The sequence below is a fragment of the Curtobacterium sp. BRD11 genome (assembly GCF_031844345.1).
Classification (GTDB): Bacteria; Actinomycetota; Actinomycetes; order Actinomycetales; family Microbacteriaceae; genus Curtobacterium.
Genome location: NZ_JAUZUZ010000001.1, coordinates 428,561 through 455,216 on the forward strand (window position 1 = coordinate 428,561; position 26,656 = coordinate 455,216).

Consider the following 26,656-nt stretch of genomic DNA (forward strand, 5'->3'; position numbering starts at 1 on the left):
CCGTCCCTGCTCCTGCACGGTGCGGGGCCGCCGCTCGGGCCGTGGCGAACCACGGCACGAGCGGCGGTCCCGCAGGCGCTAGCGGGTCCCGGCGCCGGGCGTGTCCCAGTACGACGGCTGTTCGTACTGCTCGGACCACCCGCGACGCATCCGCGTCGCCGCGCGGTCGAACGCGTCGACGAGGTCCGTGTCCGTGGTGAGCAGCGCCTGCAGGCGGAGCCCGTCGTACAGCGCCAGCAACTGCTGCGCGCCCCGGACCGGGTCCATGGTCGCCGGCTCCCGTCCGTCGCGGACGTCCGCTGCGAGCCCGTCACGGATCGACTGCCGGAACCGCCGGTAGGTGGACCGGTGGTAGTCGGCGCCCTCCACCGTCGGGTCAGCGGCGGACGCGAGACTCGCGGCGAGGAGTTCCATGAGTGCCGGCTGCTCCGCATGTGCAGCGAGCAGGGCGTGCAGGAACGGGACGGTGCCCTTCTCCGCCATCAACGGCACGAGCGGCGCCGCGATCGTCTGCGTCCACCGTTCGACGGTCGCGGCGAGCAGCGCCCGTTCCGTCGGGAACGCCGCACGGACCTCGTCGGCGTCCATGCCCGCGCGCTCAGCGACGACGTCGAGGGTGAACCGGGAGACGCCGCCGTCGTGGAGCGCGGCGATCGCCCCGTCGATCGCGCGCGTGCGCGGTGCTTCGTCCGCTTCGGCCGTCCGGCTCGTCAGGGGTGCCAGCGGGTGCTTCCGGAACCACTCCAACAGCCCTCGCGCCCGGGTCAGGCCGAACATGGGGTCGGCTGGCTGGCTGGGGCCGAACAGGTCACTGAATCCCGGGACCTGCTGCATCAGCGGATCGAGCGGCTGGAACGCCATCGACCAGTCCGGGAACGACCGCTGGGCGACGGGCTCGTCCGCCAGGATCCGGACGTTCGTGTGCCGAGGGTCACGGCGGACCTGTTCGAAGCGGACAGCAACGGTCTCGTCGTCGCCCTCGATGATCCCGAGGCAGTTGTCACCCTTGTGCGCCAGGATGCCCGTCACCCCGAGGGCCGTGTTCTTCTCCCGCCCGACCGCGAGGATCTGCGCGAGCTCGGTGTCCGTGATCGGACGGGTCTGTGTGCTGGTGTACACGATCGAACGCATCGGTGCTGGTCTCCCTGCCGTAGTGGAACACGGTGCGCTCTCGAGTGAACTGCCCTGTCTACTGCTCCGCAACCCCCCGACCGGGCGCGGACAGTGGTCATCCCGTGAACGCCCCCGTGCAGGAGTTGCGGACCGGCCGGAGACGGGCGGGACACGGGACACGGGAAGCAGTGCCTGGCTGCAACCCGAATGCAGCCAGACACGACACCGTCCGGATCACGAGTCCGGTACGGGGACCATCGAACCAGGCCGTGAGGAGGCCCTCGAGACCCACAACGCGGGGAGAACGACCGTTCCCCGGCGTGCCTCGCTCGTCGACAGATCGCCTCGCAGGTGCTCCGGCGTTCACCGCTCGCGGAGGATCCCGAGGAACTCGTCGGCCATGCCGAGGTGCTGTTCGAGCTTCGCGCGCCGCTGCTCGGTGTCGCGGATGTACTCGTCGAGCTGCTCGCGGAGACGCGCCTGCCCGGGTCCGTCACCGACGACCTCGAGGGCGTCGACGACGGCGAGCAGTTCGGCCATCTGTTCGAGGGAGAAGCCGAGCGGCTTCATGCGACGGATGATGAGCAGCCGGGCGAGGTCGGTGTCGGTGTAGAGCCGGAAGCCGCCCTCGGTCCGGCCGGACGGGTGCAGGAGACCGACCTCGTCGTAGTGGCGGATCGTCCGGTTCGACAGGCCCGTACGGTCGGCGAGCTCGCCGATGTGCATCGTCGTCGGTGCGGCTCGCTCCGTCATCGGCTTCTCCTTCGTGGTCCTGCTGGGCTCTGGCGAGCGTAGCGCCGTCGTGTCCCCGGCCCCTGTACCAGGTATCGACAACCCTTCCGTGGCGGTAGGGTTCGGGAGTCCCCAGTGAAAGCGAGCGTGGCATCACGTCCTCCCCGAACACATCTGACATCACCCTGCCCACCCCGGGTGCCGTCCCACCGGCGGATCCGACAGCGACGCCGCCCGGCCGGACGGCGAGGGGTGTACGTGGCTGGTTGCCGTGGGTCGCGGTGATCGCTGCGGGCGGTGCCCTGTCGGTCATGAGTGCGCCGGGGCAGACGGCGGGCCTGTCGGTGTTCACGGACCCGCTGATCCGGGAGCTGGGCATCTCACGGACGGAGGTGTCGACGAGTTACCTCATCGGCACCCTGCTGGGTGCGTGCGTCCTGCCGTTGACGGGTCGAGCGTTGGACCGGTGGGGCGTCTGGCGGATGACGATCATCATCGGGGTCGCGTTCGCCGTGTTCCTCGCCGCGTTGAGCTTCGTCGCGGGGATCGTCGGCCTGACGGCTGGGTTCGTCGGTGTGCGCATGGCCGGGCAGGGCGCGCTCTCGCTCGCCGCGACGACGCTCGTCGCCCGCAGCATCGCCGACCGACGGGGCCTCGCGCTCGGGATCGCGTCAGGGATCGGCTCCGGGGGGATCTCCCTGGTGCCGGTGTTCGTCGAGACCCTGATCGCGGGCACCGACATCCACGTCGCGTGGCGGGTGGAGGCGGTCGTCGTCGCCGCGGTCGTGATCCCGATCGGATTGCTCCTTCCGCGACGTACCGCCACTGCCCAGGGCAGGAAGTCCGCGGAAACTGGCGGTGGCGGGCCGGTGTGGACGCTCCGGGAAGCGGCCGCCACCGGCATGTTCTGGACCATCGCTGCCGGGCTCGCGGTGTCCGGGATGCTCAGCACCGCGCTGGCCTTCCACCAGGTCGCCGTCCTCGGCGAGCGGGGCCTCACCCCGGGGGAAGCGGCCGCGAACTTCCTCCCGCAGACCGTCACCGGCATCGCCGCGACCCTGCTCACGGGCGCGCTGTCGGACCGCATCCCGCCGAAGTTCGGCGTCACCATCGCGATGACGACCCTCACCGGCGCACTCCTGCTGCTCCCGATCGTGCACACCGGGTGGACCGCTGTCCTCTACGGGCTCGTCCTCGGCGCCGCCGGCGGAGCCCTGCGTGGCATCGAAGCCGCCGCGTACGTCCGGTACTACGGAACGGCGAACATCGGCGTGATCCGCGGCGTCGCGACCGGGACGAACCTCGCCTCGACCGCGTTCGGACCGCTGCTGCTCGCGCTCGGCCACGAGGTCGCCGGCGACTACACCACCCCGGTGCTGGTCGCCGCGATCCTGCCGGCAGTCGTCGCCGTCGTCTCCGTCTTCGCCCGCGCCCCACGTCACCCGGCACTGCACAGCTGATCGGCCAGCGGCACGCGAGTACCAGCGGCCGCCCGCGCGCGGGTCAGTGCGCGCGGAGTTCGTCGAGGAACTCGTCGACCATGTGCAGCTGCTCCTGGAGGCGCCCTCGTCGTGTCTCAGCGTCCCGGATGAACGCAGCGACCCGCGAACGGACCGCGGTCAGGTCGACGTCGGGCTGCGCTTCGTCGAGCATCTTCACCGCGTCCACCAGGATCCCGGCCTCCCCGAGGGAGAACCCGAGCGGTTTCATCCGCCGCACCATCAGGAGTCGGGCGACGTCGTCCTCGGAGTACAGGCGGAAGCCGCCTTCGGTGCGGCCGGACGGGTGCAGCACCTCGGCGGCGTCGTAGTCGCGGATCGTCTTCACACTCAACCCGGTGCGCTCGGCGACCTCGCCGATGTGCATCAGGTACTCGTTCGACATCGTCACGTCGTCACCCTCCACTTGCGCAACAACCCTTCCGTTGCGTTAAAGTCGAACCATACCAACCTTCCCGCGACGGAAGGGTTGGATCCGGCTGGACGCTCTGCCGCCGCCGGCCGTGCGCGATGACGCGCCCCACGACAGCTCTCGCGGGCGCAGCGCCCGCACCCCCATCCGAAGGAGACCCGTGACCACCGTCACGCAGTCGGTGCCCGTCCAGGTGCACCACAGCCCCACCGTCCTGTCCGCACTGCGGAACCCGAAGATCCTGCTCCGTGAGGTCCTGGCCGGCCTCGTCGTCGCCCTCGCCCTGATCCCCGAGGCGATCTCGTTCTCGATCATCGCCGGGGTCGACCCCCGCGTCGGCCTGTTCTCGGCGTTCGTGATGGCTGTCGTCATCTCCTTCGTCGGCGGCCGCGCCGCGATGATCACCGGCGCCACCGGAGCCATCGCCCTCGTCGTCGCGCCCGTCGTCGAGGAACACGGTCTCGACTACCTCATCGCCACCGTCCTCCTCGGCGGGATCTTCCAGCTCGTCCTCGGCGGGCTGGGCGCGGCGAAGCTCATGCGGTTCGTGCCCCGGTCCGTGATGGTCGGCTTCGTCAACGCGCTCGCGATCCTGATCTTCACCGCGCAGCTGCCGAACATCATCGGCGTCTCCTGGCTCGTCTGGCCGATCGCCGCCGCTGGCATCGCGATCATCGTCCTGCTGCCACGCCTCACGAAGGCGATCCCTGCACCCCTGGTCGCGATCGTCGTCCTGACCCTGGTGACCGTGTTCGCGTCGATCGCCGTCCCGACCGTCGGCGACGAGGGCAAGCTGCCCGACAGCCTCCCGAGCCTGTTCATCCCGAACGTCCCGGTGAACCTCGAGACGCTCACGATCATCGCCCCGTACGCCCTCGCCATGGCGCTCGTCGGGCTGCTCGAGTCGCTGATGACCGCGAAGCTCGTCGACGAGGTCACCGACACCGGTTCCCGCAAGACCCGCGAAGCCCTCGGGCAGGGCGTCGCGAACATCGCCTCGGGCCTCTTCGGCGGCATGGGCGGCTGCGCGATGATCGGCCAGACGATGATCAACGTCAAGGCCTCCGGCGCTCGGACCCGCATCTCGACGTTCCTGTCCGGCGTGTTCCTGCTGGTCCTCGTCGTCGGGCTCGGCGACGTCGTCGCGATCATCCCGATGGCAGCCCTCGTCGCCGTCATGGTGATGGTGTCGGTCGGGACCTTCGACTGGCACAGCATCAAGCCCTCCACGCTCAAGCGGATGCCGGTCGGCGAGACGATCGTCATGGTCCTCACCGTCGTGATCGTCGTCGCCACCGACAACCTCGCCATCGGTGTGATCATCGGTGTGATCGCCGCGATGGTCGTCTTCGCCCGCCGCGTCTCCCACTTCACCAACGTCTCGCGGAGCATCGAGACGCTCCCGACCGGTGAACAACACGCGCTGTACACCGTCGAGGGTGAGCTGTTCTTCGCCTCCTCCAACGACCTCATCACCCAGTTCGACTACTCGGACGACCCCGAGCTCGTGATCATCGACATGACCAGGTCGCACGTGTGGGACGCCTCCACCGTCGCCGCGCTCGACTCGATCGAGACGAAGTACCACCAGCACGGCAAGCGGGTCGAGATCCGCGGCATGAACGACGCCAGCCGGGCCTTCCACGGCCGCCTCGCCGGGAACCTCGGCGCCGGCCACTGAGGCCGCTCCGACCTCCGCCCGGCCCCGACCCGGGGCACCGAGTGAACGGGCGGAGCAGCGAGGCCGGTTCCTGATCCACCGGCTTCGCGGCGGGCACCGTCACGTCGTCCACGGACGGTGCCCGCACCTCACGTCCACGGGAGCCAGCTGTGCCGAAACCACCCACCATCCACGACGTCGCCGCCGCCGCGCACGTGTCACACCAGACCGTGTCCCGCGTCCTCAACGGCGCCACCAACGTCCGACCCACGACCCGCTCGCGCGTCGAACACGCGATCCAGGCGCTCGACTACACCCGCGATGACCAAGCCGCAGCACTCGCCCGCCGCCCGCGGCGACGGACGACCGACTGACGACGGTCCCCCCCCCTGACGCCCACGGCCCCTCCGGCAACTCGCCGTCAGGGGCTGTTCGTGGCTCAGCACGGTGTCGTCCGGATCGACGCGTTGCTCGTTGACCGGCGAGACGTGCGGTGGGAGGCTCGCTCGATGCGAGGGAGTGAGCGAGCGCTGATGCTCCGGCCCACCACGCCTGACGACCTCCTCGAGGTGCGGGCACTGTTCCGCGATCCGGCGTTCGAGGGATGGGGCGGGCCTGGGTTCCGGTCCGACTCGCAGCTCCGGGAGAAGTACGTGGGCGCTCGTCTCCCGGACGTCGAGTGCTTCCTCGTCGAGGTCGACGACCGAGTGGTCGGCTTCACGCAGTTGTACGCGGATGGATCGGGCGCCGGTACGGACCTCATCCTGCTGCCCGCGGAGCGTGGTGCGGGTGTCGGTCGACAGGTGGTCGAGGCCCTGCTCGAGCGGGTCCGGGCGAGCGGCAGGACCCACTTCGTGGTCGACCCGTCACCCGAGGACCGCGGTGCGGTCGCGTTCTGGCGAGCTGTCGGCTTCCGAGGCCGAGGCACCATGGCGTACCCGCTCCAGGAGACGGACGAGCAGCAGAACGTGGTGAGGTGAGGTCGTGCGCATCCGATCAGTGGCAGTCGTCGTCCGTGACGAGCGGGTGCTCGTGATCGAGCGACGCAAGGACGGGCGGAGCTACTGCGTGCTCCCCGGTGGTGGCGTCGAAGCGGGCGAGGACCTCCGTGCGGCCTGCCGCCGTGAGCTGCTCGAGGAGACCGGGCTCGACGGTCACGTGGGCGACCTGCTCGACGTCCCCGTGGAGAGCGACACACCTGCCGTGTACTTCACGGTGCGGGTGAGCTCCGCGGAGCTGTCGCTCGGAGGCCCGGAGCTGCAGCGTGCCTCGGAGCGCAACGGTTACGCCCCGACCTGGATCGCCGCGACGTCGCTCGACGACGTGCACCTCGTGCCCGCTGAGGCGGTACAGGCGGTACGCCTCGTCCTGCGCGCCACCTCGCCATCGTCCGAGCCGCTTCGGTAGCCGACCGCCCAGCGGACGGTTCAGCCGTCGGGGCTGCGCCGGGCCAGGTCGTTGCGACGGGAGAAGTCCTCGAGGGCCGCACGGTCCGGCAGGAGGACCTTCGGTCGTCCGAACTCGTCGAAGGCGTGTCGGTACCGGAGCCGGTTCGTCCTGGCGGGTCCGAGTATGAACCGGATCATCTCCATGCGGAGACGGTCGCGAGTGCCCTCCAGGCTCCCGGCGCGGTCGGGTTCGAAGAGCGTCCGGCGGACGTACCGGACGACGCTCGCTGCCGGCGAGGCATCCAGGACCACCGGGCCCGTCGCCCGCCGGAGCCGCTCGGGGAGCCAGCGGGAGTAGTTGCCGTCGATGACCCACCGATCGGTGCGCACCACCTCGTCGTGCATCAGCTCGAACTCGTCGTCCGGGCGCTCGACCCACTGTGTCCCGGGCAGGTGCCGGTACTGGTCCAGATGGATCACCGGAAGGGAACGGACTCGGCCGACGGCCGCCGCGAGGGTCGACTTGCCGCTGTTCGACGGCCCCAGGATGCAGATCCGCTGGCCGAGGTCGTCGAGGTCCATGTCGCGAGTCTTCCACGGGCACGTCGACGGTCCGGCTGCCCTGGATCGTCGGTGATCACCCGTCGGGCAGTCCCCGGTCGACCCTGCCCCGTACGGTGGACGGGTGTCATCGTCGCTCCGCAGCCCGGGGACCTCGCGTCCGAAGCTCCTCACCGTCACGTACGTCGTCGTGACCGGTGCCCGCAAGTGGCTCGCTCGCGGACTGACGCAGCTCGGCTGGCGCCCGGCCCTGCTGCCGTACTCCGGCTACGCCGACGCGCAGCAGGGCCGTGTCCTGGCCCGGGTGGTGCTCGCGCCGGCATCGGTCGACCCGGCCGCCCGACGTGGGATCGCCGCATGGCGTCGGCTGCTGACGGTGGAGCGCCCCGACGTCGAGGTCGAGGTTGAGCTCGGCGGCACGACCACGACGGCGATCAGCGACGAGCAAGGGCTCGTGGACGTGAGCGTGGCGCTCGAGCACTCGTCGGGGTCTGCTCCCGAGGACGCCGTCCTGCGGCTGCCGGGGCGAGCGCCGACCCGTGTGCCGATCCACGCCGTCGCAGGCGGGTCACACCGGGGCGTCGTCTGCGACATCGACGACACCGTGTGGGTCACGGGCATGTCGAACCCGCTCGCAGCCGCCCGACGGACGTTCTTCGGCAGGAGTGCGACGCGGAAGGCCGTCCCCGGCATGGCCGAGCTCGTGCAGGACGTCGTCCGTGGTCGAGGTCAGCCGACGGTCGTGTACGTCAGCAACGGTCCGTGGAACTTCGCGGGGATCGCCTCGCGGTTCCTGCAGCGCAACGGGTTCCCGGCCGGCACGCTGCTCATGACGGACTGGGGGATCACGCCGACGCACTGGTTCCGGGACGGGAAGGAACACAAGCGGTCCTCCCTCCTCCGGCTGCGCGAGGACCTGCCCGACGTCTCCTGGGTGCTCATCGGCGACGACGGCGAACACGACCCCGAGCTCTACTCGGCCTTCGCTCGCGACCACCGCGAGGCGGTCGCAGCGATCGCCATCCGTGAGGTGCAGGAGTCCACGTCGGGGCGTGAGCAGGTGACGCTGGTGCACGGCGTGCCCGTCGTCCGGGGCCGCGACGGGAACGCGCTGCTGCCGTTGCTGCGCCGAGCGCTCGAGCAGTGACCGGCAGGACGGCGACGTGGACGACTCCTCTCGGCTCCTGCGACTCCTGACCCCGAGCAGTCGCGGACCGAGGTCGTCAGGGACGCAACACGACCGCCCGACCTGACGGGCCAGCGCGACCGTCAGTGCCTCGGGCCGTCGCGGAGCTGCGCCCGGTACGTGCCCGGTGCCGTCCCGCAGGCCCGGGTGAAGTGCGCGTAGAAGCTCGACTGCGACCCGAAGCCCGCCGCGTGCGCGATCTCCGAGATCGTCAGCGAGGTGGTCGCGAGCAACCGCTGCGACTCGGCGACCCGGCAGCGCGTCAGGTACTCGAGGATCGTCGCGCCGACGTCCTGGCGGAACACCGTCATCGCGTAGTGCGGGTGCAGGTGCGCCGCGGCAGCGACGTCGGCGACCTCGATCGGGTCCCGGAACCGGTCGACGACGAACCGCACCATGTCGATCACCCGGTGCATCGCGTCCGCGGTGCCGTGTCCGTCCTCGGCGCGCAGGGCGAGGGCGTCACGGTGGTGGCGGAGGAGCCGCCGGACGAGCGCCTGGGCCTCGAGGTTCGCGATCACCTCGGCGCCGTCGTCCGCGAAGTCCCGCTGCCACGACCCCAGCATCGACTCGACGTCCCGACCGGCGGCGGCCGTGGGCACGACGACGGGCCGGTTGAGGAGCATGGCGCCCAGGTCGTGGTCGGGCAGCCCCCACGCCAGGACCTCACCGAGCGGGATGTGCACCCAGCGGAACTGCCCGGTCCCGGTCGCATCGCCGACGAGCTGGTGGGGTGTCCACCCCCAGAAGAGTGCGATCTGCCCGGCGTGGACGCTCACGGGCGCACCGCCGAACCGGTAGTCCAGCCGCCCCTCGAGGACGAGGTTGATCTCGAGGTCGTCGTGCCGGTGCGACGACGCCATGAGCGGCGCCGGGCCGCGATGGCTCCAGTACGCCGCTTCCACCGTCTCCACGTCGAGCACACCGCGAGCCTACGACAGCACGCCGTCCGACCGGCAGGGCCGGTACCGGCCGCTCGGCCGGGCCGGCATCCGTCGGGAAGCAGCCCGTCCGAGGATCCTGGAACCCTCCCGTCCGAAGCCGGAGGACCCGGGGGAGCCTCGCTTCCTAGCGTGACGACATGACCAAGATCACCATCATCGGCGCCGGCGGCTTCGTCTTCCCCTTCCGCCTCATCGGCGACCTCGTGAGCTTCCCCGCACTGCAGGACGCGACCCTGCACCTCATGGACCTCGACGCGGGCAGGGTCGCCCGCACCGCGACGGCCGCACGCGAACTCGTGGCCCACCACGGGCTCGGGGTCGAGGTCCTCGAGACCACCGACCGGCGCGAAGCCCTCGACGGCGCCGACGTCGTCATCATCACGTTCCAGGTCGGCGGGGTCGAGTCGTACCGGTGGGACGTCGAGATCCCGCGGAGGTACGGCATCGACCAGGCGGTCGGCGACACCGTCGGCCCCGGCGGCGTCTTCCGGTTCCTCCGGTCCGTCCGCGCCTACGAGGACATCGCCCGTGACGCCCTCGAGCTCTGCCCGGACGCCCAGTTCATCAACTACGCCAACCCGATGGCGATGGCGACGGCGTTCCTCAACGCGAAGGGCCTGCGCACCGTCGGGCTGTGCCACAGCGTGCAGGGGACGACGCGGATGCTCGCCCGGACCCTCGACGTGCCGTACGACGAGGTCGAGTTCGTCAGCGCCGGCATCAACCACCAGGCCTGGATCCTCGAGTTCCGCCGCCGGGGCGGCGAGGACCTGTACCCGCGCCTCCGCGAGGTCATGTCCGCCAAGCACCGGCGGGGGACCGCGGCGTCCGACCTGCACGACGACGACGGTGACCACAGCGAGGCCGCCGTCGCCGCGAGCAACTACGAGGGCGGGAACGAACAGGTCCGCACTGAGCTGATGCGGTCCTTCGGGTACTTCGAGACCGAGTCCAGCCACCACGCGAGCGAGTACGTCCCGTACTTCCGGAAGGACCCGGAGACCGTGCTCGAGTACATCCCGGAGCGCTGGGACTACTACGAGATCTGCCTCGCGCACGACGAACAGGGCGACGTGGACGCCCAGCTCGAGAAGCTCAAGGCCGACCTGTCGCCGAGCGTGGAGTACGGCGCGTCCATCGTCAACGCGATCGTCACCGGCGTCCCTGCGGTCGTGTACGGCAACGTGCCGAACAGCACGGGCGTCATCCAGAACCTGCCGTCCGACGCCTGCGTCGAGGTCGCGTGCCTGGTCGACGGCAAGGGCGTGCAGCCGACGTCGTTCGGCGAACTCCCGCCCCAGCTCGCCGCGCTCAACCGCACGAACACCAACGTGCAGACGCTCGCCGTGCGCGCCGCACTCACGGGGGACGTGGCACACGTGCACCACGCGGTCGCGCTCGACCCGTTGACCGCAGCGCACCTGACCCTCGACCGGATCGCCGCGATGACCGACGAACTCCTGCACGCGCACGCCGCGCTGCTGCCCGAGTCCCTGCGTCCGGCGTCGGCGGTCACCTCCGGTGCGCCCGCGGGAGCCGACCGGGAGGCCCGTCCCGCGCTCGTCTGACCCCGCACGCCCGGCGCGGGGTCACCGTCCCCGCGCCGGCGCGGCCACCCGTCGGGTCGCGACCGCCGCACCGGTCGCGACCCGTCCACGCGGGGCGCGACGACGCGCCCGCGCAGGCCGCGCCTCCCGTCCGAACGCACACGGCACCACGACCTCGAAGGAGAGGACCATGCCGACCCGACCATCCCCCCAGCTGGCCAGACGGGGGTTCCTCGCGCTCGCCGGCATCTCCATGGCCGGCGCGCTCGCCGCCTGCGCGGGGCAGGGGACCGCCGCGCACGGCGGCACCAAGCACATCCGCCTGTCGACCTGGAACATCCCGACCGACATCACCAGCTACCAGGCGATCGCCGACGAGTTCGTCGCCACGCACCCCGGCACGAGCGTCGCCGTCGAGGTCACGACGGGCCAGTTCCACCAGTGGTTCATCACCCGCCTCGCCGCCGACCTCGCCCCGGACATCATCCGGATCACCCCGCAGCAGATCGGTCGGTACGCCGCCAACGGCAGCCTGGTCGACATCAGCGGGCAGGTGCCCGCCGACTACCGGGCCGACTACACGGACCCGTTCTGGGCGATCGGCGCTCGGAACGACGGTGTGTACGGGGTGTTCCAGCACACCGACAACTTCATCACCTACTACAACCGCACCGTCATGGAACGCATCGGCGTCACGCCGCCGACCGCCGTCGCGGACGCCTGGACGTGGGACGAGTTCCTCGACGTGGCCCGCGAGGTCAAGCAGGTCACGGGGAAGTACGCCTTCGGCTACGGCTGGAGCGGACCGGAGACCGCGTACCGGTGGCTGCCCTTCGTGTACCAGAACAGCGGCGCCTTCCTCGGCGAGGACGGAGCGACCCCGTCGATGGACACTCCGGAGGCGATCGGTGCCCTCGAGTTCGGACGGAAGTGGTACGCCGAGGGCCTCGCCACCACGGGCAACCTCAGCAAGACCGGCGGCGGCGACGTCGCCCGGAACCTCTTCATGACGGGGCAGATCGGGATGATGCTCAACAACCCCGAGCCGATGGCACAGCTCGACGAGGAGATGCCCGACGACTGGGGCACCGCGCCGATGGTGCGCAACACCGGCGAGGCGAGCGACCTGGGCGGGAACGCCCTGGCGGTCACCAAGTCGAGCCGGTACCCGGAGCTCGCAGCGGAACTCGTCGTGATGATCACGAGCCGGGCGAACGTCGAACGCTTCTGCCACGACGGCAACTGGCTGCCGGCGCGGAAGTCCCTCGACGCCGCCGACATCGGGTACGCGACCCACTCCGACACCATGCAGCAGTTCATCGACCAGGGCGCGACGATCCCGCTGTCGATGGTGAAGGCCGAGAGCGGGCAGTACTTCGCGTCGCTCAACGCGGTCTTCGCCGACTACCTCGACCTGTGTCTCCTCGGGCAGCTCAGCCCGGAGGACGCAGCAGACCAGATGATGGGGGCGATGCGCAGTGTCACTGCGAACTGAGACCGCGCCGGTGCACCCGGCGACGACCAGGCCGCCGACCGGCGGGCTCCGCGCCGGACGGGCCACCCGGTCGCGACGGGGCCGCTTCGTCCCGTACGTCTTCATCGGTCCCGCGGGACTGCTCTTCCTGGCGTTCTCGCTCGTCCCGATCGTCATCGCGGTCCTGCTGAGCCTGCGCGACAGCAGCACCTCGATCGGCGACGGGGAGTGGATCGGGGGCGGCAACTTCGTCTCCATGGGCTCGGACCCGTTGATCGTGACCGCGCTGCGGAACACGCTCGTGTTCACGATCGGGACCGTCCCGACGTCGATGGCGATCGGACTCGCGCTCGCCGTGGCGCTCAACCGACCGCTGCCCGGTCGCGGGGTCTTCCGTGCGCTGTTCTTCGTCCCGATGGTCGCAGCGGGCGTGGTCGTCGGCGTCGTCATGTCGTGGATCTTCAACGGTGACTACGGCGTGGTGAACAACCTGCTCGAAGCCCTCGGGCTGGGACGGTCGCCGTGGTTGACCGCTCCCGGGTGGGCGATGGCCACGCTGGTGATCGTCGTGGTGTGGACCCGCATCGGGTTCTGCATGGTGATCTACCTCGGTGCGCTGCAGTCCGTCCCCGCCGAGCTCAAGGAGGCCGCGGCGATCGACGGGGCGTCCCGCTGGGCCCGGTTCCGGACGATCACGTGGCCGCTCCTCCGACCGACCACGTCGATCCTCACGATCCTCAACGTGGTGTTCTCGCTGCAGGCGTTCGACGTCATCTACGTGATGACCGGCGGCGGTCCGGGCTTCTCCACCACCGTGCTCATCCAGTACGTGTTCCGGTCGGCGTTCATCGACGCCCGGATGGGCTACGCGGCAGCCCTCGGACTGGTGCTGGTCGCGATCCTGCTCGTGTTCACGCTGCTGCGGCAGCGGGCCGACCGCAAGGCGGAGGAGGTGCTCTGATGGCCGTCCTGGAGACCCGTGGTCGTTCGGCCGCACCGCGCGCCCGGAGACGTCACCGCCCGCGTCGGTGGTTGCTCGTCGCCGTCCTCACCGCACTGGCGGTCGTGATGGTGTTCCCGCTGTACTGGATGGTGGTGTCTGCGCTCACGCCCGGAGGGCAGTCGCAGAGCGGCTCGTTCTACCTGTTCCCCGCAGAGCCCTCGTTCGACAACTACGCCCAGGTGTTCAGCACCCAGCCGGTGTGGCGGTGGCTCGGCAACTCGGCGCTCATCACGAGCCTCGGCACCGCGCTGAGCGTCGTCGTGTCGCTCATGGCCGGGTACGCGCTCGCGAAGTTCCGGTTCCTCGGCCGCGGTCTGCTCTACGCCGCGTTCCTCGTCACGATCATGATCCCGATCCAGGTGACGATCGTGCCGAGCTTCCTCGTCGTCGCGAAGATGGGGCTCGTCGACTCCCCGTGGGCGGTGATCCTGCCGACGCTGTTCGACGTCGTCGGGATCTTCATCGCCCGGCAGTTCATGCTCGGCGTCCCGGACGCGCTGATGGAGGCTGCTCGACTCGACGGTGCGGGGGAGTTCCAGACGTTCTTCCGCGTGGTGCTGCCGTCGTGCGGGCCGCTGGTCGGTGTCCTCGTCATCCTCGGCTTCATGACCCGGTGGAACGACTTCCTCTGGCCGCTCGTCGTGCTGCAGGGCAACGAGAACCTCACCGTGCCGGTGGCGCTCTCGACCCTGACGAACAACCCGGCGTTCAGCTCCCCGTGGGGGGCCGTGATGGCGATCGCGACGGTGACCGTGCTCCCGTTGCTGGTGGTGTTCCTGGCCTTCCAGCGGCAGTTCGTGCAGGGCATCGCGTCGACCGGCATCAAGTAGGACCGGTGTCGGTGCCGCCCCCGGAGCGTGGCACCGACACCGTTCCGCCGCCCGGTCAGGCAGTCGTCAGGACCCCGCTGTCTCGAGCATCGCGAGCACGTGGGGCGCGCTCCACCGGAACAGCGCGTCCGACGGCGGTGACGCGAGGTCCTCGCCCCAGATCGCGACCGCCGCGCCCGACAGCGGTGCGGCGAGCCGCGACCCGGAGTCACCGTCCCACGTCCGCAACGACCAGTGGGCCCGGAGGTCGGCCGCCGTGTACGCACTGTCGGCGGGGTCGAGGTCGGTCGGCACCTCGTACAGGTAGTACGAGTCGTAGTTCAGCAGGTCGGTCCCCACCGCCGCCAGGTCGTCCGCGCCGGCTCGGTGGGCTCGGCGGTCGCGGCGCTCCGCCGGGTCCTCGGTGTCGCCGTCGAAGCTCCAGTACGTGACGTGGATGCGCGGGTCCAGCCGTCCGACGACGGCCCGGTCGATGCCGTCGTTCCAGGCCCAGACCTCTCGGTCACCGACGGCGGCGGCCATCGTGTTCAACCACACGACCCGCTGGGCCGCCGTGGCGTCGTCGCCCCACTCGTCGCCGCCGATGTGCACGGTGCGGCTGGCCGGGAAGGTCCGGGTCACCTCGCGCAGCAGGTCTGCGGCGAGGCGGACACTCGCCGGCGCCGTCACGTCGAGTTCGCTCTCGTCGGCTCGGATCCGGTCGACCCAGCGCGCACCGTGCCGGGCCTCGAGCAGGGCGAACGCCGCTGCCATGTGACCCGGGGTGTCGATCTCGGGCACGATCGTGATGCCGCGCCGTGCCGCGTGGTCGGCGATCTCGCGTGCCTGCGCGGCGCTGAGGAAGGGACGGCCCGTGACCCGGCTCGTCCACACGCCGTCCTCGAGGTCGGCGTTCGCCGTGGTCTGCCCGAGCACCGCACTCTCGATGCCGACGTTGTGGTCGTCGGTCAGGTGGAGGTGCAGGAAGCGCCCACCGTCGTCCGCGAGCAGGTCGACGTACTGCTCGATCAGCGGGACCGGGTAGTACGCGCGAGCGACGTCGAGCATCACCCCGGTGGTCGGTCGTGCGGGCGCGGATCGGCCGGTCCTGACCGAGGCGGCCGACGCCCGGCACCCGGCCGCCGCGTACGCACCGGTGCAGGCGCGGACGGCGTACGTCCCGGCCGGTGCGCGTGCCGGTGCCCGGTGCGACACCCGGACGGTCGTGCTCGCCCCGGCAGCGAGCGACGGGATCCCGACGTGCCCGAGCGTGTACTGCCGGCTGCCGGCGGTCAGCGAGAGCCAGGCGTCGCGGGCCGGCTTGCGGGTCGTCGAGTGGTTCGTGAAGCGCAGCGTCGTCCGGACGGTCGTCCGGGTCGCCGTGACGCTGCTGGTCGCGGTGAGCTTCGTCGCGGTGACGCTGGGGGCGCGCCCCGCGGTGCCGGCTCCGGCAGGGTCGCCGCTCGGCACGAGCGTGTCGACACCCACCAGGACCGCCGCGCACGTGACGATCGTCAGGGCGAGGGCGAGGGCAGCGGCGCGAGCTGCGCGGCGGCGACCGGGACCGCGGCGACGCGGGGGTCCGCTCTCCGCGGGTGCCCGCGACCCCTGGCCTTCCTCGTCGGATCCTGCACGCGCCACGACGTCCCACCCCTCGGTCACCGCGCCGTGCACGGGGGTCGTGCTGTGCGGTCCTGCTCCGACCCGGGTCGAGCAGACAGGCCCGACTGTAGCGGAGCGCGGACGCGCTGCGGGCGCTGCAGCCCGCCGAGGGGACGCCGCCCGGTCCCCGCGCAGGGAGACGACCTGCCGGTGACGGACGGGAGGCGCGCGGCGGGACCGCCGCGTTCCTCCCGTCCGGTGCGGTGCGGCACCCCACCGGACCGCACCGCAACGGCGGAGCACCCCGCTACGGAATCCCGCAAGACCGCAATGCGGTTCCCCTGTGCTTGTGGTGCGACACACCCGAGAGTACGTTCAGCCCAACGCTCAGCGTCGGAGTGGGACCACGGTCCCCGATCCGGGCTGGCGACATGCAGCGACGGGGGGATCCGGCGCTGTCCCGACCCTCTCCGCACCGCTGACCCAGGCGGCTCCCGCGTCACCCTGCGCGGCGTGCCGTCGTGCGGTGCTGCCGAGTGTCGTGTTCCGTACCCGAAACCGAACACCGCACGAAGGACCCGACCTCATGCACCCGCTCGTCCTCTTCGCGTCGCAGACCTCGACCCAGGTCGTGCTCGACAACATCGCCGCCTTCGGTCACGAAGCGCTCAAGTACTTCCCGATCGGCATCGCCGGCATCATCGTCTGGGCACTGTGGCTCTACCGCGTCGTGCTCTCGGCGCGCGCTCGTCCGGTCGAGAACGGCTTCCGCACGACGACCTCGGTCGTGGTGCCGTCCTTCCACGAGGACCCGGACATCCTGCTCCGCTGCCTCGACTCCTGGCGGGAGCAGCACCCGGACGAGATCATCATCGTCCTCGACGTGGCGGACACCGAGGCGTACCGCCGGATCGTGGCGGTGGGCGACCCCACCGTCAAGCCGGTGCTGTTCCACCACGTCGGCAAGCGGAGCGCGCTCGGCGAGGGCATCCGTCGGGCGAAGTACGACGTCCTGGTCCTGGTGGACTCGGACACCTCGTGGGAGCCCGGTCTCCTCGAAGCCGTGCAGATGCCCTTCGTCGACGAGCGCGTCGGCGGTGTCGGCACGCAGCAGAACGTCTACCAGCGGAACTCGAGCATCTGGCGCATCATCGCCGACTGGCTGGTCAACCTGCGGTACTTCAACTACGTCCCGGCGATGGGCGCGGCGGGTGCGGTCCCGATCCTGTCCGGTCGGACCGCGGCCTACCGGCGCTCCGCCGTGCTGCCGGTGCTCGACAACCTCGAGAACGAGTTCTTCCTCGGCCGCCGGTGCATCGCCGGGGACGACGGCCGTCTGACGTGGCTCGTCATCGCGTCGGGCTACAAGACCGTGCACCAGTCGTCGGCGAAGGCGCTGTCGATGTTCCCGGCGAGCGGCAAGGCGTTCTTCAAGCAGCGCATCCGCTGGAGCCGCAACTCCTACCGCACGTACCTGACGGCGATCGCCAAGGGGTGGGTCTGGCGGGTGCCCTTCGTGACGAAGATCACGGTGCTGCAGATCATCCTGACCCCGGTGACGATGGGCATCACGATGTGGTACCTGCTGTTCAGCCGCCTGGAGCTCAGCACCGTCGGCGTCCTGTTCACCATCGGCTGGCTGCTCTTCGGCCGTGCGGTGCGCGGGGTCTCGAACCTCAAGCGCCACCCGCTCGACCTGCTCGTGCTGCCGATGCTCGCCCTCGTCGTGATCGCGGTCGCCCTGCCGATCAAGGTGTACTCGTTCGTCACCATGAACAAGCAGGGGTGGCTCACCCGGCACGCCGACCAGGTCGGGGGTGACGGGCAGCAGGCTCGGACCCTCCAGCCGGAGACGACGACCGGTCGCCGGGTGGCCTCGCCCGGTGTCGTCCTGCCGCAGGGTGCCGTCGCGGCGACCTCCGACGACCAGGCGGTCGCGGCATGAGCGCGCTGACGAAGACGACGCCGCGGCTCGCCGCGGGGCTGCTCGTCGGTGCCGGGCTCCTGCTCACGGGTGTCCTCGGCGTGCCCACCGCCGCCGTCGCGGCGACGACGTCCGCGGCCGCGGCCCCGGTGACGGGACGACCCTACGGGGGCGACCCGGACAAGGAGGCCCGGCTGGTGACGGCCGAGAACGACCGCATCTACAACGTCCGTGCACTGGCCTCGGCGGCGCGGTGGAGCGGCCTCGCGGTCTCGCAGCCGTACCGGCTCGCCACGGGCTCGTCGTACACACTCGTCCTCGTCGCCCGTGGTGCGGCGTACACCGTCGACGACCTCGCACGGCTCGCACCGTCCACGTTCGTCAAGCAGCCGGACGGCTCCTGGTTGCTCAGCGAGAACATCGTCGTCGAGAACGGCGCGACCCTGCGACTCGCGAGCCCCGACGGCCTGCGCATCCACCTCGCGAGCAACCACGAGGGCTTCGTGTCGATCGTCACCCAGGCCGGCAGCCTGCAGGTCGTCGGTTCGGCGAAGGCTCCGGTCACGATCGACGCCTGGGACCCGCAGGCAGGGCGGGTCGACCAGCAGACCTCGGACGGACGGGCGTACGTCCGGGTGCAGGGCGGGACCGCGACCCTGCAGTACGCGGCGTTCTCGCACCTGGGGTTCTGGAGCGGAACGACCGGCGGGGTCTCCCTGACCGGGACGAACCTCTCCACCCTGGACCAGGCCTCCGGCGACCAGCAGGGCAAGACCGAACGGACCACGAAGGACGTCTTCGGCAACGCCATCCTGCCGACCGGCGAGCTGCCGAAGAGCGGCAGCGCCACGGCGAGCGCCGGCGGCTACAGCTACGTGTCCGCCCTCGTGCAGCACGTCACCTTCGCCGGGAACGCCTACGGCCTCTTCCTGACGAGCGCGGACGGCGTGACGATGTCGGACGCCACGGTGGAGCACTCGCTCATCGACGGCCTCGTGCTGCACCGCTACGTCACGAACTCGACGTTCACATCGGTCCGGTCGACGGACAACGCGGTGGACGGGGTGAAGATGACGCGGGCGTCGACCGGCATCGTCCTCAGCCAGGTGACCGCCTCGGACAACGGTCGCAACGGGATCACGCTGAACGGCAGCGGGCTCGCGGCGGGGCCGAACGCGGCCGGCATGCCGACGACGACCTACGGCAACAACGCGCTCTCGGACAGCAACAGCTCCGGCAACGGGCGCTACGGCATCGAGGTGATCGGCGGGAAGAACGTCCGGATCAGCGGGTCGACGGTCGCACGCAACGAGATGGGCATCGTCGTCCGGCACGACGCCGACGACGTGGTCGTCCGCAACAACGTGGTCAAGGACTCGTCGCAGAACGGCATCGCCGTCCTCGACGGGCCCAGTCGCACCGAGGTCTCCGAGAACTCGGTCGACGGCGCGGACATCGGCGTGTACGTCCGGGACAGCGCGACCTCGTCGGTGACGAACAACGCGATCGACGATGCCCGCGTGCACGGGGTCACGATGGTCGGGGCGGTGGGTGGCACGGCCGTCGAGAACAACACGGTGGACGGTCGCGGGCCGAGCGCGATCGACCTCGCCCGGTCCGACGGAGCCGCCCAGCAGGGCAACACGACCGTCGAGTGGCAGTCGACGAAACCGTTCCTCGTCACCCTGCGCGCGGTGTTCCAACCGTTGACGGTGCTGTGGCTCCTGCTACTGACGGTGGTGCTGGTCGCGGCGATCGGCGGGACACGACGTCGACGTCGGGGACAGCGCGAGCTGCCGTACGCGAAGCAGGCACCGCTGTCCAGCTACACCCGCGGCGCGGTGGACCCGGCCTCGCTCGGTCTCCCGCCCGTGGCGGGCCGCGGCACGCACGCTGCCGAGCCGGGTGCGGTCGCACCCTCGGGGAGCTGACCGGTGACGCGACGACCCCGTCGCCTGCGGTCACACCTCGTCGTCGGCGCAGCGGGCCTGGCGGTCGGAGCGCTGGTGGTCGGCGGTGTGTGGGCCGCCACGAGCGGTGCGGACCGGGGGGACGAGCAGGCCGCTCGCCCCCGGCCGACGCCGAGCGTCGAGCAGACCCCGGCCGCGACGCCGAACGGTGTCCCGGACACCCGTGCGACGCCCGACGCGACCGCGACTGGATCGCCCGACGCCGGGACGGGACAGGCCTCCCCGGTCGACACGGCCCGGTGCGACGCCGCCGCGACGACGACGGTCAGCACGGCGAAGGCCCTGGAGAAGGCACTCGACGACGCTCGAGCAGGGGCCGTGATCCGGCTCGCGTCCGGCACGTACACCGGCCGGTTCGAGGCCTCCGCGGCCGGGACGTCGGACGCACCCGTGACGCTGTGCGGCCCGCGTGACGCCGTGCTCGACGGCGGCGACGTGGAGGGCGGGTACGTCCTGCACCTCGACGGCGCGTCCTACTGGCGGCTCGAGGGGTTCACGGTCCGCAACGGGCAGAAGGGCGTCATGTTCGACGACGTCCAGCACTCGACGGTCGACGGCCTCACGGTCACCGACATCGGTGACGAGGGGATCCACCTGCGCGCCGACAGCAGCGACAACACCGTCCGCGGCAACAGCGTCAGCAGGACCGGTCTCCGGAAGCCGCAGTTCGGCGAGGGCATCTACATCGGCTCCTCGAAGAGCAACTGGTGCAAGGTCTCGGACTGCCGTGAGGACCGCAGCGACCGAAACGTCGTCACGGGCAACACCATCGCCGACACCGCTGCCGAGAACGTCGACATCAAGGAGGGGACGACCGGAGGCACCCTCTCCGACAACTCCTTCGACGGTGTCGGGATGCAGGGCGAGAACCACGCCGACTCGTGGGTGGACGTCAAGGGGAACGGGTGGACCGTCACCGGGAACCGGGGCGTCCGCTCACCGCTCGACGGCTTCCAGACCCACGAACTGCTGTCCGGCTGGGGGACCGACAACACCTTCACCGACAACCGCGTCGACCTCGGCAACACCGACGGCGTCGCGTTCGCCCTCCGACCCGTCGAGGGCAACACCGTCTCCTGCGACAACACCGTGGTCGGCTCGAACGAGTTCAGCACCACGGCCTGCACCGACTGACACCCGACGGCCACCGCGGTCCGTCACCACCCACCCTTCGCGACCCGAGAGCGAGCCCTTCCCATGTCTGCTTCCGTCACACCCATCCCCGACACCGCGATGCCGCCGGTCGCCCACCAGCCCCGCCTGACCGTCATCGGCACGGGGTACCTCGGCGCCACCCACGCCGTCTCGATGGCCGTCCTCGGGTACGAGGTCCTCGGCGTCGACGTCGACCCCGCCAAGGTCGAGGCGCTGATGTCCGGCCGGGTGCCCTTCCACGAGCCCGGCCTGCCCGAGCAGCTCGCGCAGGCCCTGGCGTCCGGTCGGCTGCGGTTCACCTCGTCACTGCGCGAGGCCGCCGAGTTCGGCGACGTCCACTTCGTCTGCGTGGGCACGCCCCAGCAGCGGGGGTCGCACGCCGCCGACATGACGTACGTCGACTCCGCCTTCCGCGAGCTCGCGATGCACATCGACCGCCGCGCGCTCGTCGTCGGGAAGTCGACCGTGCCGGTCGGGACCGCCGAACGGCTCGCCGCGCTCGTCGCGGAGGTCGCCCCCGCCGGGACCGAGGTCGAGGTCGCCTGGAACCCGGAGTTCCTCCGCGAGGGCTACGCCGTGCAGGACACGCTGCACCCCGACCGGCTCGTCTTCGGCGTGCAGACGGCGTGGGCCGAGGCGCAGCTGCGTGCAGCCTTCCGCCCGGTCCTCGACGAGGGGACGCCGCTGGTCGTGGCCGACCTGCCGACGGCGGAACTCGTCAAGGTGGCCGCCAACTCGTTCCTTGCGACGAAGATCTCCTTCATCAACGCGATGGCGGAGGTCTGCGAGGCGGCCGGTGCGGACGTCAGCGTCCTGGCGAGCGCCCTGTCCCACGACACCCGCATCGGCGGCCGCTTCCTCAAGCCCGGCCTCGGCTTCGGTGGCGGGTGCCTGCCGAAGGACATCCGCGCGTTCTCGGCCCGGGCGCAGGAGCTCGGTGTCGGCCAGGCGGTCCGCTTCCTCGACGAGGTCGACGCGATCAACCTGCGCCGCCGCCAGCGGACCGTCGACCTGGTCACGGAGATGGCGGAGGGGGACCTGGCGGGCAAGCGGATCGCGGCGCTCGGCGCGGCGTTCAAGCCGAACTCCGACGACATCCGCGATGCGCCGGCGCTCGACGTCGCACGGATGCTCGACGAGGCGGGTGCCGTCGTCACCGTGTACGACCCCGAGGCGATGGAGAACGCCGCGCGCGCCTACCCGACCCTGCGGTACGCGCCGTCGCTCACCGCGGCGGTGATCGATGCGGACGTGGTCGTGCTGCTGACCGAGTGGGAGCAGTTCCGCACGGTGGACCCGCACGACCTCGGCGCGCTCGTCCACCACCGACGCATCGTCGACGGCCGGCACGCGCTCGACGCGGACGCGTACCGCGCGGCCGGCTGGGAGCACCGTGCGCTCGGCCGACCGTCCGCGTCCGGCACGGTGGAGATCGCGGTCGACGAGCAGGACCGCCTGCAGGCCACGGCCTGACGGCCGGACGTCTCGGTGGGGGTACCACCGAGGACGCGCCCGGTTCACGACGACGTGCACCGGGCGGTGCGGAGGAGGCGGCTTCGGGCAGTGCCGCCCCTCCGCGCAGGGTGCTGCTCAGGCGCCGAGCAGCTCGGCGGCCTCGCGCACCGCGGTCGGGGCTCCGGCGAGGTGCCAGTCGTGCCCGTGGGCCCGGACGACGGTGGCCGCGCCACCGGCGCCCTCGACGAGCGCCCGCCCCGGGAGCCAGTCCCAGTCGGCGCAGTCGGTCTGCACCCAGAGGCCGATGCGGCCCGCTGCGACGTCCACCAGGTCGCAGGACCCCGACCCGCTGATCCGGACCGTTGCCGCCGCTGCCAGGAGCGCCGTCATGGGCGCCGCCTCGGCGGCGCGCAGGTGCGAGCTGTTGAGGAAGGTCGCCACGCTCGTCGCGGCGAGGGTCACGTCCTGCACCGGCGGCACGGCCTCGCCGTCACGGGTCGTCACCCCGTCCGACGCCACCCACGTCTCGTCGGCGAGCGGACGACGGACCGCACCGACCCGGAGCACGCCGTCGACCTCGAGCGACACCGCGCTGCACCACGCGGGCAGGCCGGCGACGTAGTTGAACGTCCCGTCGATCGGGTCGACGGTCCACCGGCGTCCGTGGGTCGCCTCGGACCGGGTGCCCTCCTCGCCGAGCACCCCGTCGTCCGGGCGGTGCTCGAGCAGCATCCGACGGACGAGGTCCTCGGCGGCGCGGTCGGCGGCGGTGACGAGGTCGGCGGCCGAGGTCTTCCGCTCCGCGTCGGTCCCGTCCCGACGCATGTCGGCCGCGAGCCGGGCGGCGTCGGTCACGAGGGCAGCGGCGAGGGCGTGGTCGTCCATCCGGCAACGGTAGCGGGCGGAGGACGGACGACGCAGGCCCGACGTCGCAGCGTCAGTACGTCGTACGGGATCCGGTCCGAGCCGTCAGGACGCCGTCAGGACCGGCTCGGCCCCGAACAGTCCGCCACAGGCTGGTCGTCGTGGACACGAACCGAGACCGACGACCGCTCCCGACACGGCGCACCGGGTGGCACCCGTGGGGCCGGTGCACCGTGCAGCCCGTCTCCCGCGCACTGTGGAGCGGGCGCACGCTCGAGGTGCACGCCCCGGGGACCACCGCGGGCGAGCTCCTGCTGCTCCGAGCGCTCCAGGTCTGGGGTGCGGCCGGCGCACTCGTAGCGGTCGCACTCGTCGTGGCGCTGCACCGCGTGCCGGCGGTCGGCCTCGTCGTCGCCGTCCTGCTCTACGCCGCCGGTCCCGTCCTGCTCGTCCGGGCGACACGGCGGTTGCGTCCCGGGGTCAGACGCTTGACGATCACGGTGTTCCACGGCAACGGTCAGCCGGAGGTGCACGGCGACGTCCGGCTCCTCGAGGCCTCGCTCGACCTGCTCTGCCTGGTCGAGGACGCCGTCCGTCGCGGGCAGGTGTCCCGCGTCGAGTACGAGCAGGTCTGGGGACAGGTGTGGCGGGCGATGCCCGAGCCCGCGGCGCGGGCCGCAGGCCGACCGCGGTCCGGCGAGGTCGCCCAGCGGCGTGGGACCCACCGGTGAACGGCGTGCCCGAGCCGACGGCGTCGGCGCCGCCGGATGCCGAGGTCGACGATCCGTCGGTCGTGCTCGGCGACGACTGAGCACGCGGTCGGCCCACGGGCCGGTCCGCACGACCGGGCACGCTCATGCCGCGGGGACCACCAGACGGGAGGCCCGTGGCGGCCCCGCCCTGCGCCTCCCGTCCGTCGTCCGCTACAGGACCGCCTTCGGCACCCGGTGCAGGGTCACCGCCCCGACCGCTGCGAACGGGTGCAGCGGGTCCGGGTCGCCGGAACCGGTCGGCCCGCCGAGCTTCGAGTCGCCGACCGCGCTGAGCACCGCGTAGGCGTCCTCGGCCGTCCACCCGTGGTCCTCGACGAGGAACGCGAACGCGTCCTCGTAGCCGCGTCGGACACTCTCCTGCACGGGGTCGCCGAGCCCGACGAAGAGCCACTCGTCGGCGGTCTCGATGCGCGGCGCACGGATCGGCCGACCGCCCTGTACGAGGTCGACGGAGACGATCGCGGTGCCCTGCGCCTCGATCGCGACGAAGGACGACTCGCCCTCGGCCATGATCGCGTGGATGTCCCCGATCGACAGCAGGGCACCGGGCACCCGGACCGGCAGGTACACGGTCGAGCCGGGACGCGCCTCGGTGACGTCCATGTTCCCGCCCTCGGCGTACGCCGGCATGATCGTCGAGTTCGTCCCCGATGCCGGTGCGACGCCGATGCAGCCGATCATCGGTCGGACCGGGAAGGCGTGCCGGTCGGTGACGTGCACCACGCCGTCCTCGATCGGGCAGCGACGGGCGAAGACGCCCTCGGGCATGACGTGCTGGAGCGCGCCCGATCCCGGCAGCGACACCGACCACCCGTGGGTGGTGAGCTGGATGTCGTGGATGTGCACCGCGAGCACGTCACCGGGCTCGGCACCCTCGACCCAGACGGGGCCGGTGACCGGGTTGATCGGTGCCTGCAGCTGCGCCAGGTCGTGGTGCTCGTCGAGTTCGGCGTAGACGGCGTCCGTGGTCTCGAAGCCGATCGTCTCGCCGGTGCCCGGGGTGATCCGGAGCACGGGCTCCCGGTCGGCGGCGAACCCGGGCCGCCCCAGGGTGTTCGGCAGGAAGTGGTCGGGGGTGGTCATCGGTGGCCCTTCTCCGTGGTGGTGGTGTCGAGGCCGCCGACGGACCCCTCGCCCAGTGTGCCGGGCTCCTCCGACCCGACCTCGGTCGAGCGGCCGGTCCGGCGGTAGTAGAGGAACACCGCGGTGCCGACGACGAGCCAGACGATGCCGCCGACCTTCGCCTCGACGGCGGCGTTGAGCAGGACGTAGCCGATGATCAGGAAGCCGATGAGCGGCACGACGAGGTGCAGCAGCCAGTTGCGGGACCTCCCCTTCACGACGTGGTGCACGACGACCGACACGTGCAGGAGCATGAAGCCGAACAGCGCGCCGAAGTTCACGAGCGACGAGATGGTGTCGATCTGCCCGACGAAGAACAGCACGAGGATCGCGGAGAGCACGGAGACGACGATGATCGCGTTCTGCGGGACGAGCCTGCCGTTCAGCTTGTGCAGGAACGCGGGCAGCTGCCGGTCTCGGCTCATCGAGAAGAGCAGGCGGCTCGTCGCGGCCTGGGCGGCCATGGCGTTCGCGATGCCGACGGCGAGCACGTTGACGGCGAAGAACGCGGTCGCCCACCCGCTCGAGGAGGCCTGCTCGACGATGGTGAAGAACGCGTTCCCTGCCTCGCCCTCCGGGAACGAGTCACGACCGCCCGCCAGCGCCGACGCGAGCCACGTCTGCAGCACGAACAGGAACGCGACGATGACGAGTGCCAGGACCATCGCGAGTCCGGCGCCACCGCGGCGGCCGGTGGACTCCTCGGACAGCGTCGAGATGCCGTCGAAGCCGAGGAAGCTCAGCACGGCGATCGACAGGGCGCTCGCGATGAGCGGTGCGGACACCTTCGACGGGTCCCACACCTGGTCGGTGCTGAACGAGGCGCCGGGCACGGTCCCGCCGGTCAACGCGACGATCGCGATGACGACGAAGATCGCCACGAAGACGAGCTCGATGAGCAGGAAGATGCGGTTCGCGAGCTTGAGGGACGAGACACCGAGCAGGTTGATCACGGTGTTGATCGCGACGAACACGAGTGCCCAGAGCCAGCGGGGGGTGCCGGGGAAGATGCCGACCATGCTCTCGGCCGCGAACACGTAGAGCAGCGTCGGGACGAGCAGGTAGTCGAGCAGGATCGCCCAGCCCGCGAAGAACCCGGCGGTGGGGTGGATGCCGCGGCCGACGTACGAGAACACGCTGCCGGCGAGGGGGATCGACTTCGCCATCTGCGCGTACGCGAGCGCGGTGAAGATCATCGCGACGAGGCCGACCAGGTAGACGAGCGGCACCATGCCGCTCGAGGCGTTGTAGACGGTGCCGAAGATCGCCCACGGGGCGATCGGCACCATGAAGACGAGCCCGTAGACGAGCAGGTCGGTGGTGGAGACGGAGCGCTTGAGCTCCTGCTTGTAGCCGTAGGCCTCGAGCTGCTGCTGTGCAGAGAGCTCGCTGTGCTGCTGCGACATCGTGGTTCCGTTCGGGGAGACGGTGCGTGGGAAGGGGATGACGGACGGGAGGCGCGT

At 71.1% G+C, this 26,656-nt stretch carries 24 protein-coding genes; 15 read left to right on the top strand and 9 right to left on the bottom strand.

Annotation, left to right across the window (positions count from 1 at the left end):
- Window positions 1-78 precede the first annotated feature (78 nt).
- Window positions 79-1,131 (bottom strand): BLUF domain-containing protein, encoded by a 1,053-nt coding sequence (locus Q9R28_RS01925; protein ID WP_251160267.1) that lies wholly within the window; start codon window positions 1,129-1,131, stop codon window positions 79-81.
- A gap of 345 nt (window positions 1,132-1,476) precedes the next feature.
- The gene (locus tag Q9R28_RS01930) at window positions 1,477-1,866 is read right to left on the bottom strand and encodes a MerR family transcriptional regulator (protein WP_209682764.1); all 390 of its coding nucleotides are present in this window, start codon (window positions 1,864-1,866) and stop codon (window positions 1,477-1,479) included.
- 290 nt (window positions 1,867-2,156) lie between these two features.
- Between Q9R28_RS01930 and Q9R28_RS01935 the strand changes: the two genes are divergently transcribed.
- Window positions 2,157-3,305, top strand: a complete 1,149-nt coding sequence (locus Q9R28_RS01935) for an MFS transporter (RefSeq protein ID WP_311205357.1) — start codon at window positions 2,157-2,159, stop codon at window positions 3,303-3,305.
- Between the two features lie 43 nt (window positions 3,306-3,348).
- Here the strand turns inward: Q9R28_RS01935 and Q9R28_RS01940 are convergent, their stop codons facing one another.
- Window positions 3,349-3,729 (bottom strand): MerR family transcriptional regulator, encoded by a 381-nt coding sequence (locus Q9R28_RS01940; RefSeq protein ID WP_058728562.1) that lies wholly within the window; start codon window positions 3,727-3,729, stop codon window positions 3,349-3,351.
- A gap of 187 nt (window positions 3,730-3,916) precedes the next feature.
- On the opposite strand from Q9R28_RS01940, the gene Q9R28_RS01945 reads away from it, so the two are divergent.
- From Q9R28_RS01945 to Q9R28_RS01960, 4 genes are all read left to right on the top strand, one after another.
- On the top strand, window positions 3,917-5,437 hold the full coding sequence (locus Q9R28_RS01945) for a SulP family inorganic anion transporter (protein ID WP_209682758.1): 1,521 nt from the start codon (window positions 3,917-3,919) through the stop codon (window positions 5,435-5,437).
- Window positions 5,438-5,586: 149 nt separating this feature from the next.
- Window positions 5,587-5,790, top strand: coding sequence for a LacI family DNA-binding transcriptional regulator (locus tag Q9R28_RS01950; protein WP_066654131.1), 204 nt, complete (start codon window positions 5,587-5,589; stop codon window positions 5,788-5,790).
- Window positions 5,791-5,949: 159 nt separating this feature from the next.
- Window positions 5,950-6,396, top strand: coding sequence for a GNAT family N-acetyltransferase (locus Q9R28_RS01955; RefSeq protein WP_209682755.1), 447 nt, complete (start codon window positions 5,950-5,952; stop codon window positions 6,394-6,396).
- Window positions 6,397-6,415: 19 nt separating this feature from the next.
- Window positions 6,416-6,823 carry an NUDIX domain-containing protein gene (locus Q9R28_RS01960; protein ID WP_311205358.1) on the top strand — a complete coding sequence of 136 codons (408 nt, stop codon included), beginning with the start codon at window positions 6,416-6,418 and terminating at the stop codon, window positions 6,821-6,823.
- A gap of 20 nt (window positions 6,824-6,843) precedes the next feature.
- Here Q9R28_RS01960 and Q9R28_RS01965 read toward each other — a convergent pair whose 3' ends face one another.
- Window positions 6,844-7,386 (bottom strand): hypothetical protein, encoded by a 543-nt coding sequence (locus Q9R28_RS01965; RefSeq protein WP_311205359.1) that lies wholly within the window; start codon window positions 7,384-7,386, stop codon window positions 6,844-6,846.
- 103 nt (window positions 7,387-7,489) lie between these two features.
- On the opposite strand from Q9R28_RS01965, the gene Q9R28_RS01970 reads away from it, so the two are divergent.
- Entirely contained in the window at window positions 7,490-8,512 is a 1,023-nt protein-coding gene (locus tag Q9R28_RS01970; RefSeq protein WP_311205360.1) for a phosphatase domain-containing protein, read from the top strand.
- A gap of 122 nt (window positions 8,513-8,634) precedes the next feature.
- On the opposite strand, the gene Q9R28_RS01975 is transcribed toward Q9R28_RS01970, so the two are convergent.
- On the bottom strand, window positions 8,635-9,474 hold the full coding sequence (locus Q9R28_RS01975) for a helix-turn-helix domain-containing protein (protein ID WP_311205361.1): 840 nt from the start codon (window positions 9,472-9,474) through the stop codon (window positions 8,635-8,637).
- Between the two features lie 158 nt (window positions 9,475-9,632).
- Between Q9R28_RS01975 and melA the strand changes: the two genes are divergently transcribed.
- The 4 genes from melA to Q9R28_RS01995 all read left to right on the top strand — a co-directional run bounded on the left by melA (window position 9,633) and on the right by Q9R28_RS01995 (window position 14,349).
- Window positions 9,633-11,063 (top strand): alpha-galactosidase, encoded by a 1,431-nt coding sequence (melA, locus tag Q9R28_RS01980; protein ID WP_311205362.1) that lies wholly within the window; start codon window positions 9,633-9,635, stop codon window positions 11,061-11,063.
- Between the two features lie 169 nt (window positions 11,064-11,232).
- A complete protein-coding gene (locus tag Q9R28_RS01985) occupies window positions 11,233-12,537 on the top strand; it encodes an ABC transporter substrate-binding protein (RefSeq protein ID WP_235426583.1) in 1,305 nt (434 codons plus the stop codon).
- Window positions 12,521-13,477, top strand: a complete 957-nt coding sequence (locus Q9R28_RS01990) for a sugar ABC transporter permease (protein WP_311205363.1) — start codon at window positions 12,521-12,523, stop codon at window positions 13,475-13,477. Before Q9R28_RS01985 ends, Q9R28_RS01990 begins: the two co-directional genes overlap by 17 nt.
- Window positions 13,477-14,349 carry a carbohydrate ABC transporter permease gene (locus tag Q9R28_RS01995; RefSeq protein WP_245171085.1) on the top strand — a complete coding sequence of 291 codons (873 nt, stop codon included), beginning with the start codon at window positions 13,477-13,479 and terminating at the stop codon, window positions 14,347-14,349. The genes Q9R28_RS01990 and Q9R28_RS01995 overlap by 1 nt, the downstream gene beginning before the upstream one ends.
- Before the next feature lie 66 nt (window positions 14,350-14,415).
- On the opposite strand, the gene Q9R28_RS02000 is transcribed toward Q9R28_RS01995, so the two are convergent.
- Window positions 14,416-16,002 (bottom strand): family 20 glycosylhydrolase, encoded by a 1,587-nt coding sequence (locus Q9R28_RS02000; RefSeq protein WP_311205364.1) that lies wholly within the window; start codon window positions 16,000-16,002, stop codon window positions 14,416-14,418.
- A gap of 514 nt (window positions 16,003-16,516) precedes the next feature.
- On the opposite strand from Q9R28_RS02000, the gene Q9R28_RS02005 reads away from it, so the two are divergent.
- From Q9R28_RS02005 to Q9R28_RS02020, 4 genes are all read left to right on the top strand, one after another.
- On the top strand, window positions 16,517-17,875 hold the full coding sequence (locus tag Q9R28_RS02005; protein ID WP_209682738.1) for a glycosyltransferase: 1,359 nt from the start codon (window positions 16,517-16,519) through the stop codon (window positions 17,873-17,875).
- A complete protein-coding gene (locus Q9R28_RS02010; protein WP_066654144.1) occupies window positions 17,872-19,785 on the top strand; it encodes a right-handed parallel beta-helix repeat-containing protein in 1,914 nt (637 codons plus the stop codon). Before Q9R28_RS02005 ends, Q9R28_RS02010 begins: the two co-directional genes overlap by 4 nt.
- Window positions 19,786-19,788: 3 nt before the next feature.
- The gene (locus tag Q9R28_RS02015; protein WP_066654146.1) at window positions 19,789-20,958 is read left to right on the top strand and encodes a right-handed parallel beta-helix repeat-containing protein; all 1,170 of its coding nucleotides are present in this window, start codon (window positions 19,789-19,791) and stop codon (window positions 20,956-20,958) included.
- A gap of 63 nt (window positions 20,959-21,021) precedes the next feature.
- Window positions 21,022-22,452, top strand: coding sequence for a UDP-glucose/GDP-mannose dehydrogenase family protein (locus Q9R28_RS02020; protein ID WP_200884143.1), 1,431 nt, complete (start codon window positions 21,022-21,024; stop codon window positions 22,450-22,452).
- Window positions 22,453-22,569: 117 nt separating this feature from the next.
- Here Q9R28_RS02020 and Q9R28_RS02025 read toward each other — a convergent pair whose 3' ends face one another.
- Window positions 22,570-23,319, bottom strand: a complete 750-nt coding sequence (locus Q9R28_RS02025; RefSeq protein WP_066654151.1) for an inositol monophosphatase family protein — start codon at window positions 23,317-23,319, stop codon at window positions 22,570-22,572.
- A gap of 140 nt (window positions 23,320-23,459) precedes the next feature.
- Between Q9R28_RS02025 and Q9R28_RS02030 the strand changes: the two genes are divergently transcribed.
- Window positions 23,460-24,029, top strand: coding sequence for a DUF6611 family protein (locus Q9R28_RS02030; RefSeq protein WP_066654152.1), 570 nt, complete (start codon window positions 23,460-23,462; stop codon window positions 24,027-24,029).
- Window positions 24,030-24,221: 192 nt separating this feature from the next.
- On the opposite strand, the gene Q9R28_RS02035 is transcribed toward Q9R28_RS02030, so the two are convergent.
- Together Q9R28_RS02035 and Q9R28_RS02040 are read right to left on the bottom strand one after the other, a co-directional pair.
- A complete protein-coding gene (locus Q9R28_RS02035) occupies window positions 24,222-25,154 on the bottom strand; it encodes an acetamidase/formamidase family protein (RefSeq protein ID WP_311205365.1) in 933 nt (310 codons plus the stop codon).
- A complete protein-coding gene (locus Q9R28_RS02040; protein ID WP_311205366.1) occupies window positions 25,151-26,599 on the bottom strand; it encodes an APC family permease in 1,449 nt (482 codons plus the stop codon). Before Q9R28_RS02040 ends, Q9R28_RS02035 begins: the two co-directional genes overlap by 4 nt.
- Between the last annotated feature and the right edge of the window lie 57 nt (window positions 26,600-26,656).

Coding starts and splice junctions, on each gene's coding strand:
- Q9R28_RS02010 (WP_066654144.1), top strand. CDS start 17,872: ATGAGCGCGCTGACGAAGACGACGCCGCGGCTCGCCGCGGGGCTGCTC.
- Q9R28_RS02020 (WP_200884143.1), top strand. CDS start 21,022: ATGTCTGCTTCCGTCACACCCATCCCCGACACCGCGATGCCGCCGGTC.
- Q9R28_RS02005 (WP_209682738.1), top strand. CDS start 16,517: ATGCACCCGCTCGTCCTCTTCGCGTCGCAGACCTCGACCCAGGTCGTG.
- Q9R28_RS01995 (WP_245171085.1), top strand. CDS start 13,477: ATGGCCGTCCTGGAGACCCGTGGTCGTTCGGCCGCACCGCGCGCCCGG.
- Q9R28_RS02025 (WP_066654151.1), bottom strand. CDS start 23,319: ATGGACGACCACGCCCTCGCCGCTGCCCTCGTGACCGACGCCGCCCGG.
- Q9R28_RS01965 (WP_311205359.1), bottom strand. CDS start 7,386: ATGGACCTCGACGACCTCGGCCAGCGGATCTGCATCCTGGGGCCGTCG.
- Q9R28_RS02035 (WP_311205365.1), bottom strand. CDS start 25,154: ATGACCACCCCCGACCACTTCCTGCCGAACACCCTGGGGCGGCCCGGG.
- Q9R28_RS01940 (WP_058728562.1), bottom strand. CDS start 3,729: ATGTCGAACGAGTACCTGATGCACATCGGCGAGGTCGCCGAGCGCACC.
- Q9R28_RS01935 (WP_311205357.1), top strand. CDS start 2,157: ATGAGTGCGCCGGGGCAGACGGCGGGCCTGTCGGTGTTCACGGACCCG.
- Q9R28_RS01930 (WP_209682764.1), bottom strand. CDS start 1,866: ATGACGGAGCGAGCCGCACCGACGACGATGCACATCGGCGAGCTCGCC.
- Q9R28_RS01985 (WP_235426583.1), top strand. CDS start 11,233: ATGCCGACCCGACCATCCCCCCAGCTGGCCAGACGGGGGTTCCTCGCG.
- Q9R28_RS02040 (WP_311205366.1), bottom strand. CDS start 26,599: ATGTCGCAGCAGCACAGCGAGCTCTCTGCACAGCAGCAGCTCGAGGCC.
- Q9R28_RS01955 (WP_209682755.1), top strand. CDS start 5,950: ATGCTCCGGCCCACCACGCCTGACGACCTCCTCGAGGTGCGGGCACTG.
- melA (WP_311205362.1), top strand. CDS start 9,633: ATGACCAAGATCACCATCATCGGCGCCGGCGGCTTCGTCTTCCCCTTC.
- Q9R28_RS01925 (WP_251160267.1), bottom strand. CDS start 1,131: ATGCGTTCGATCGTGTACACCAGCACACAGACCCGTCCGATCACGGAC.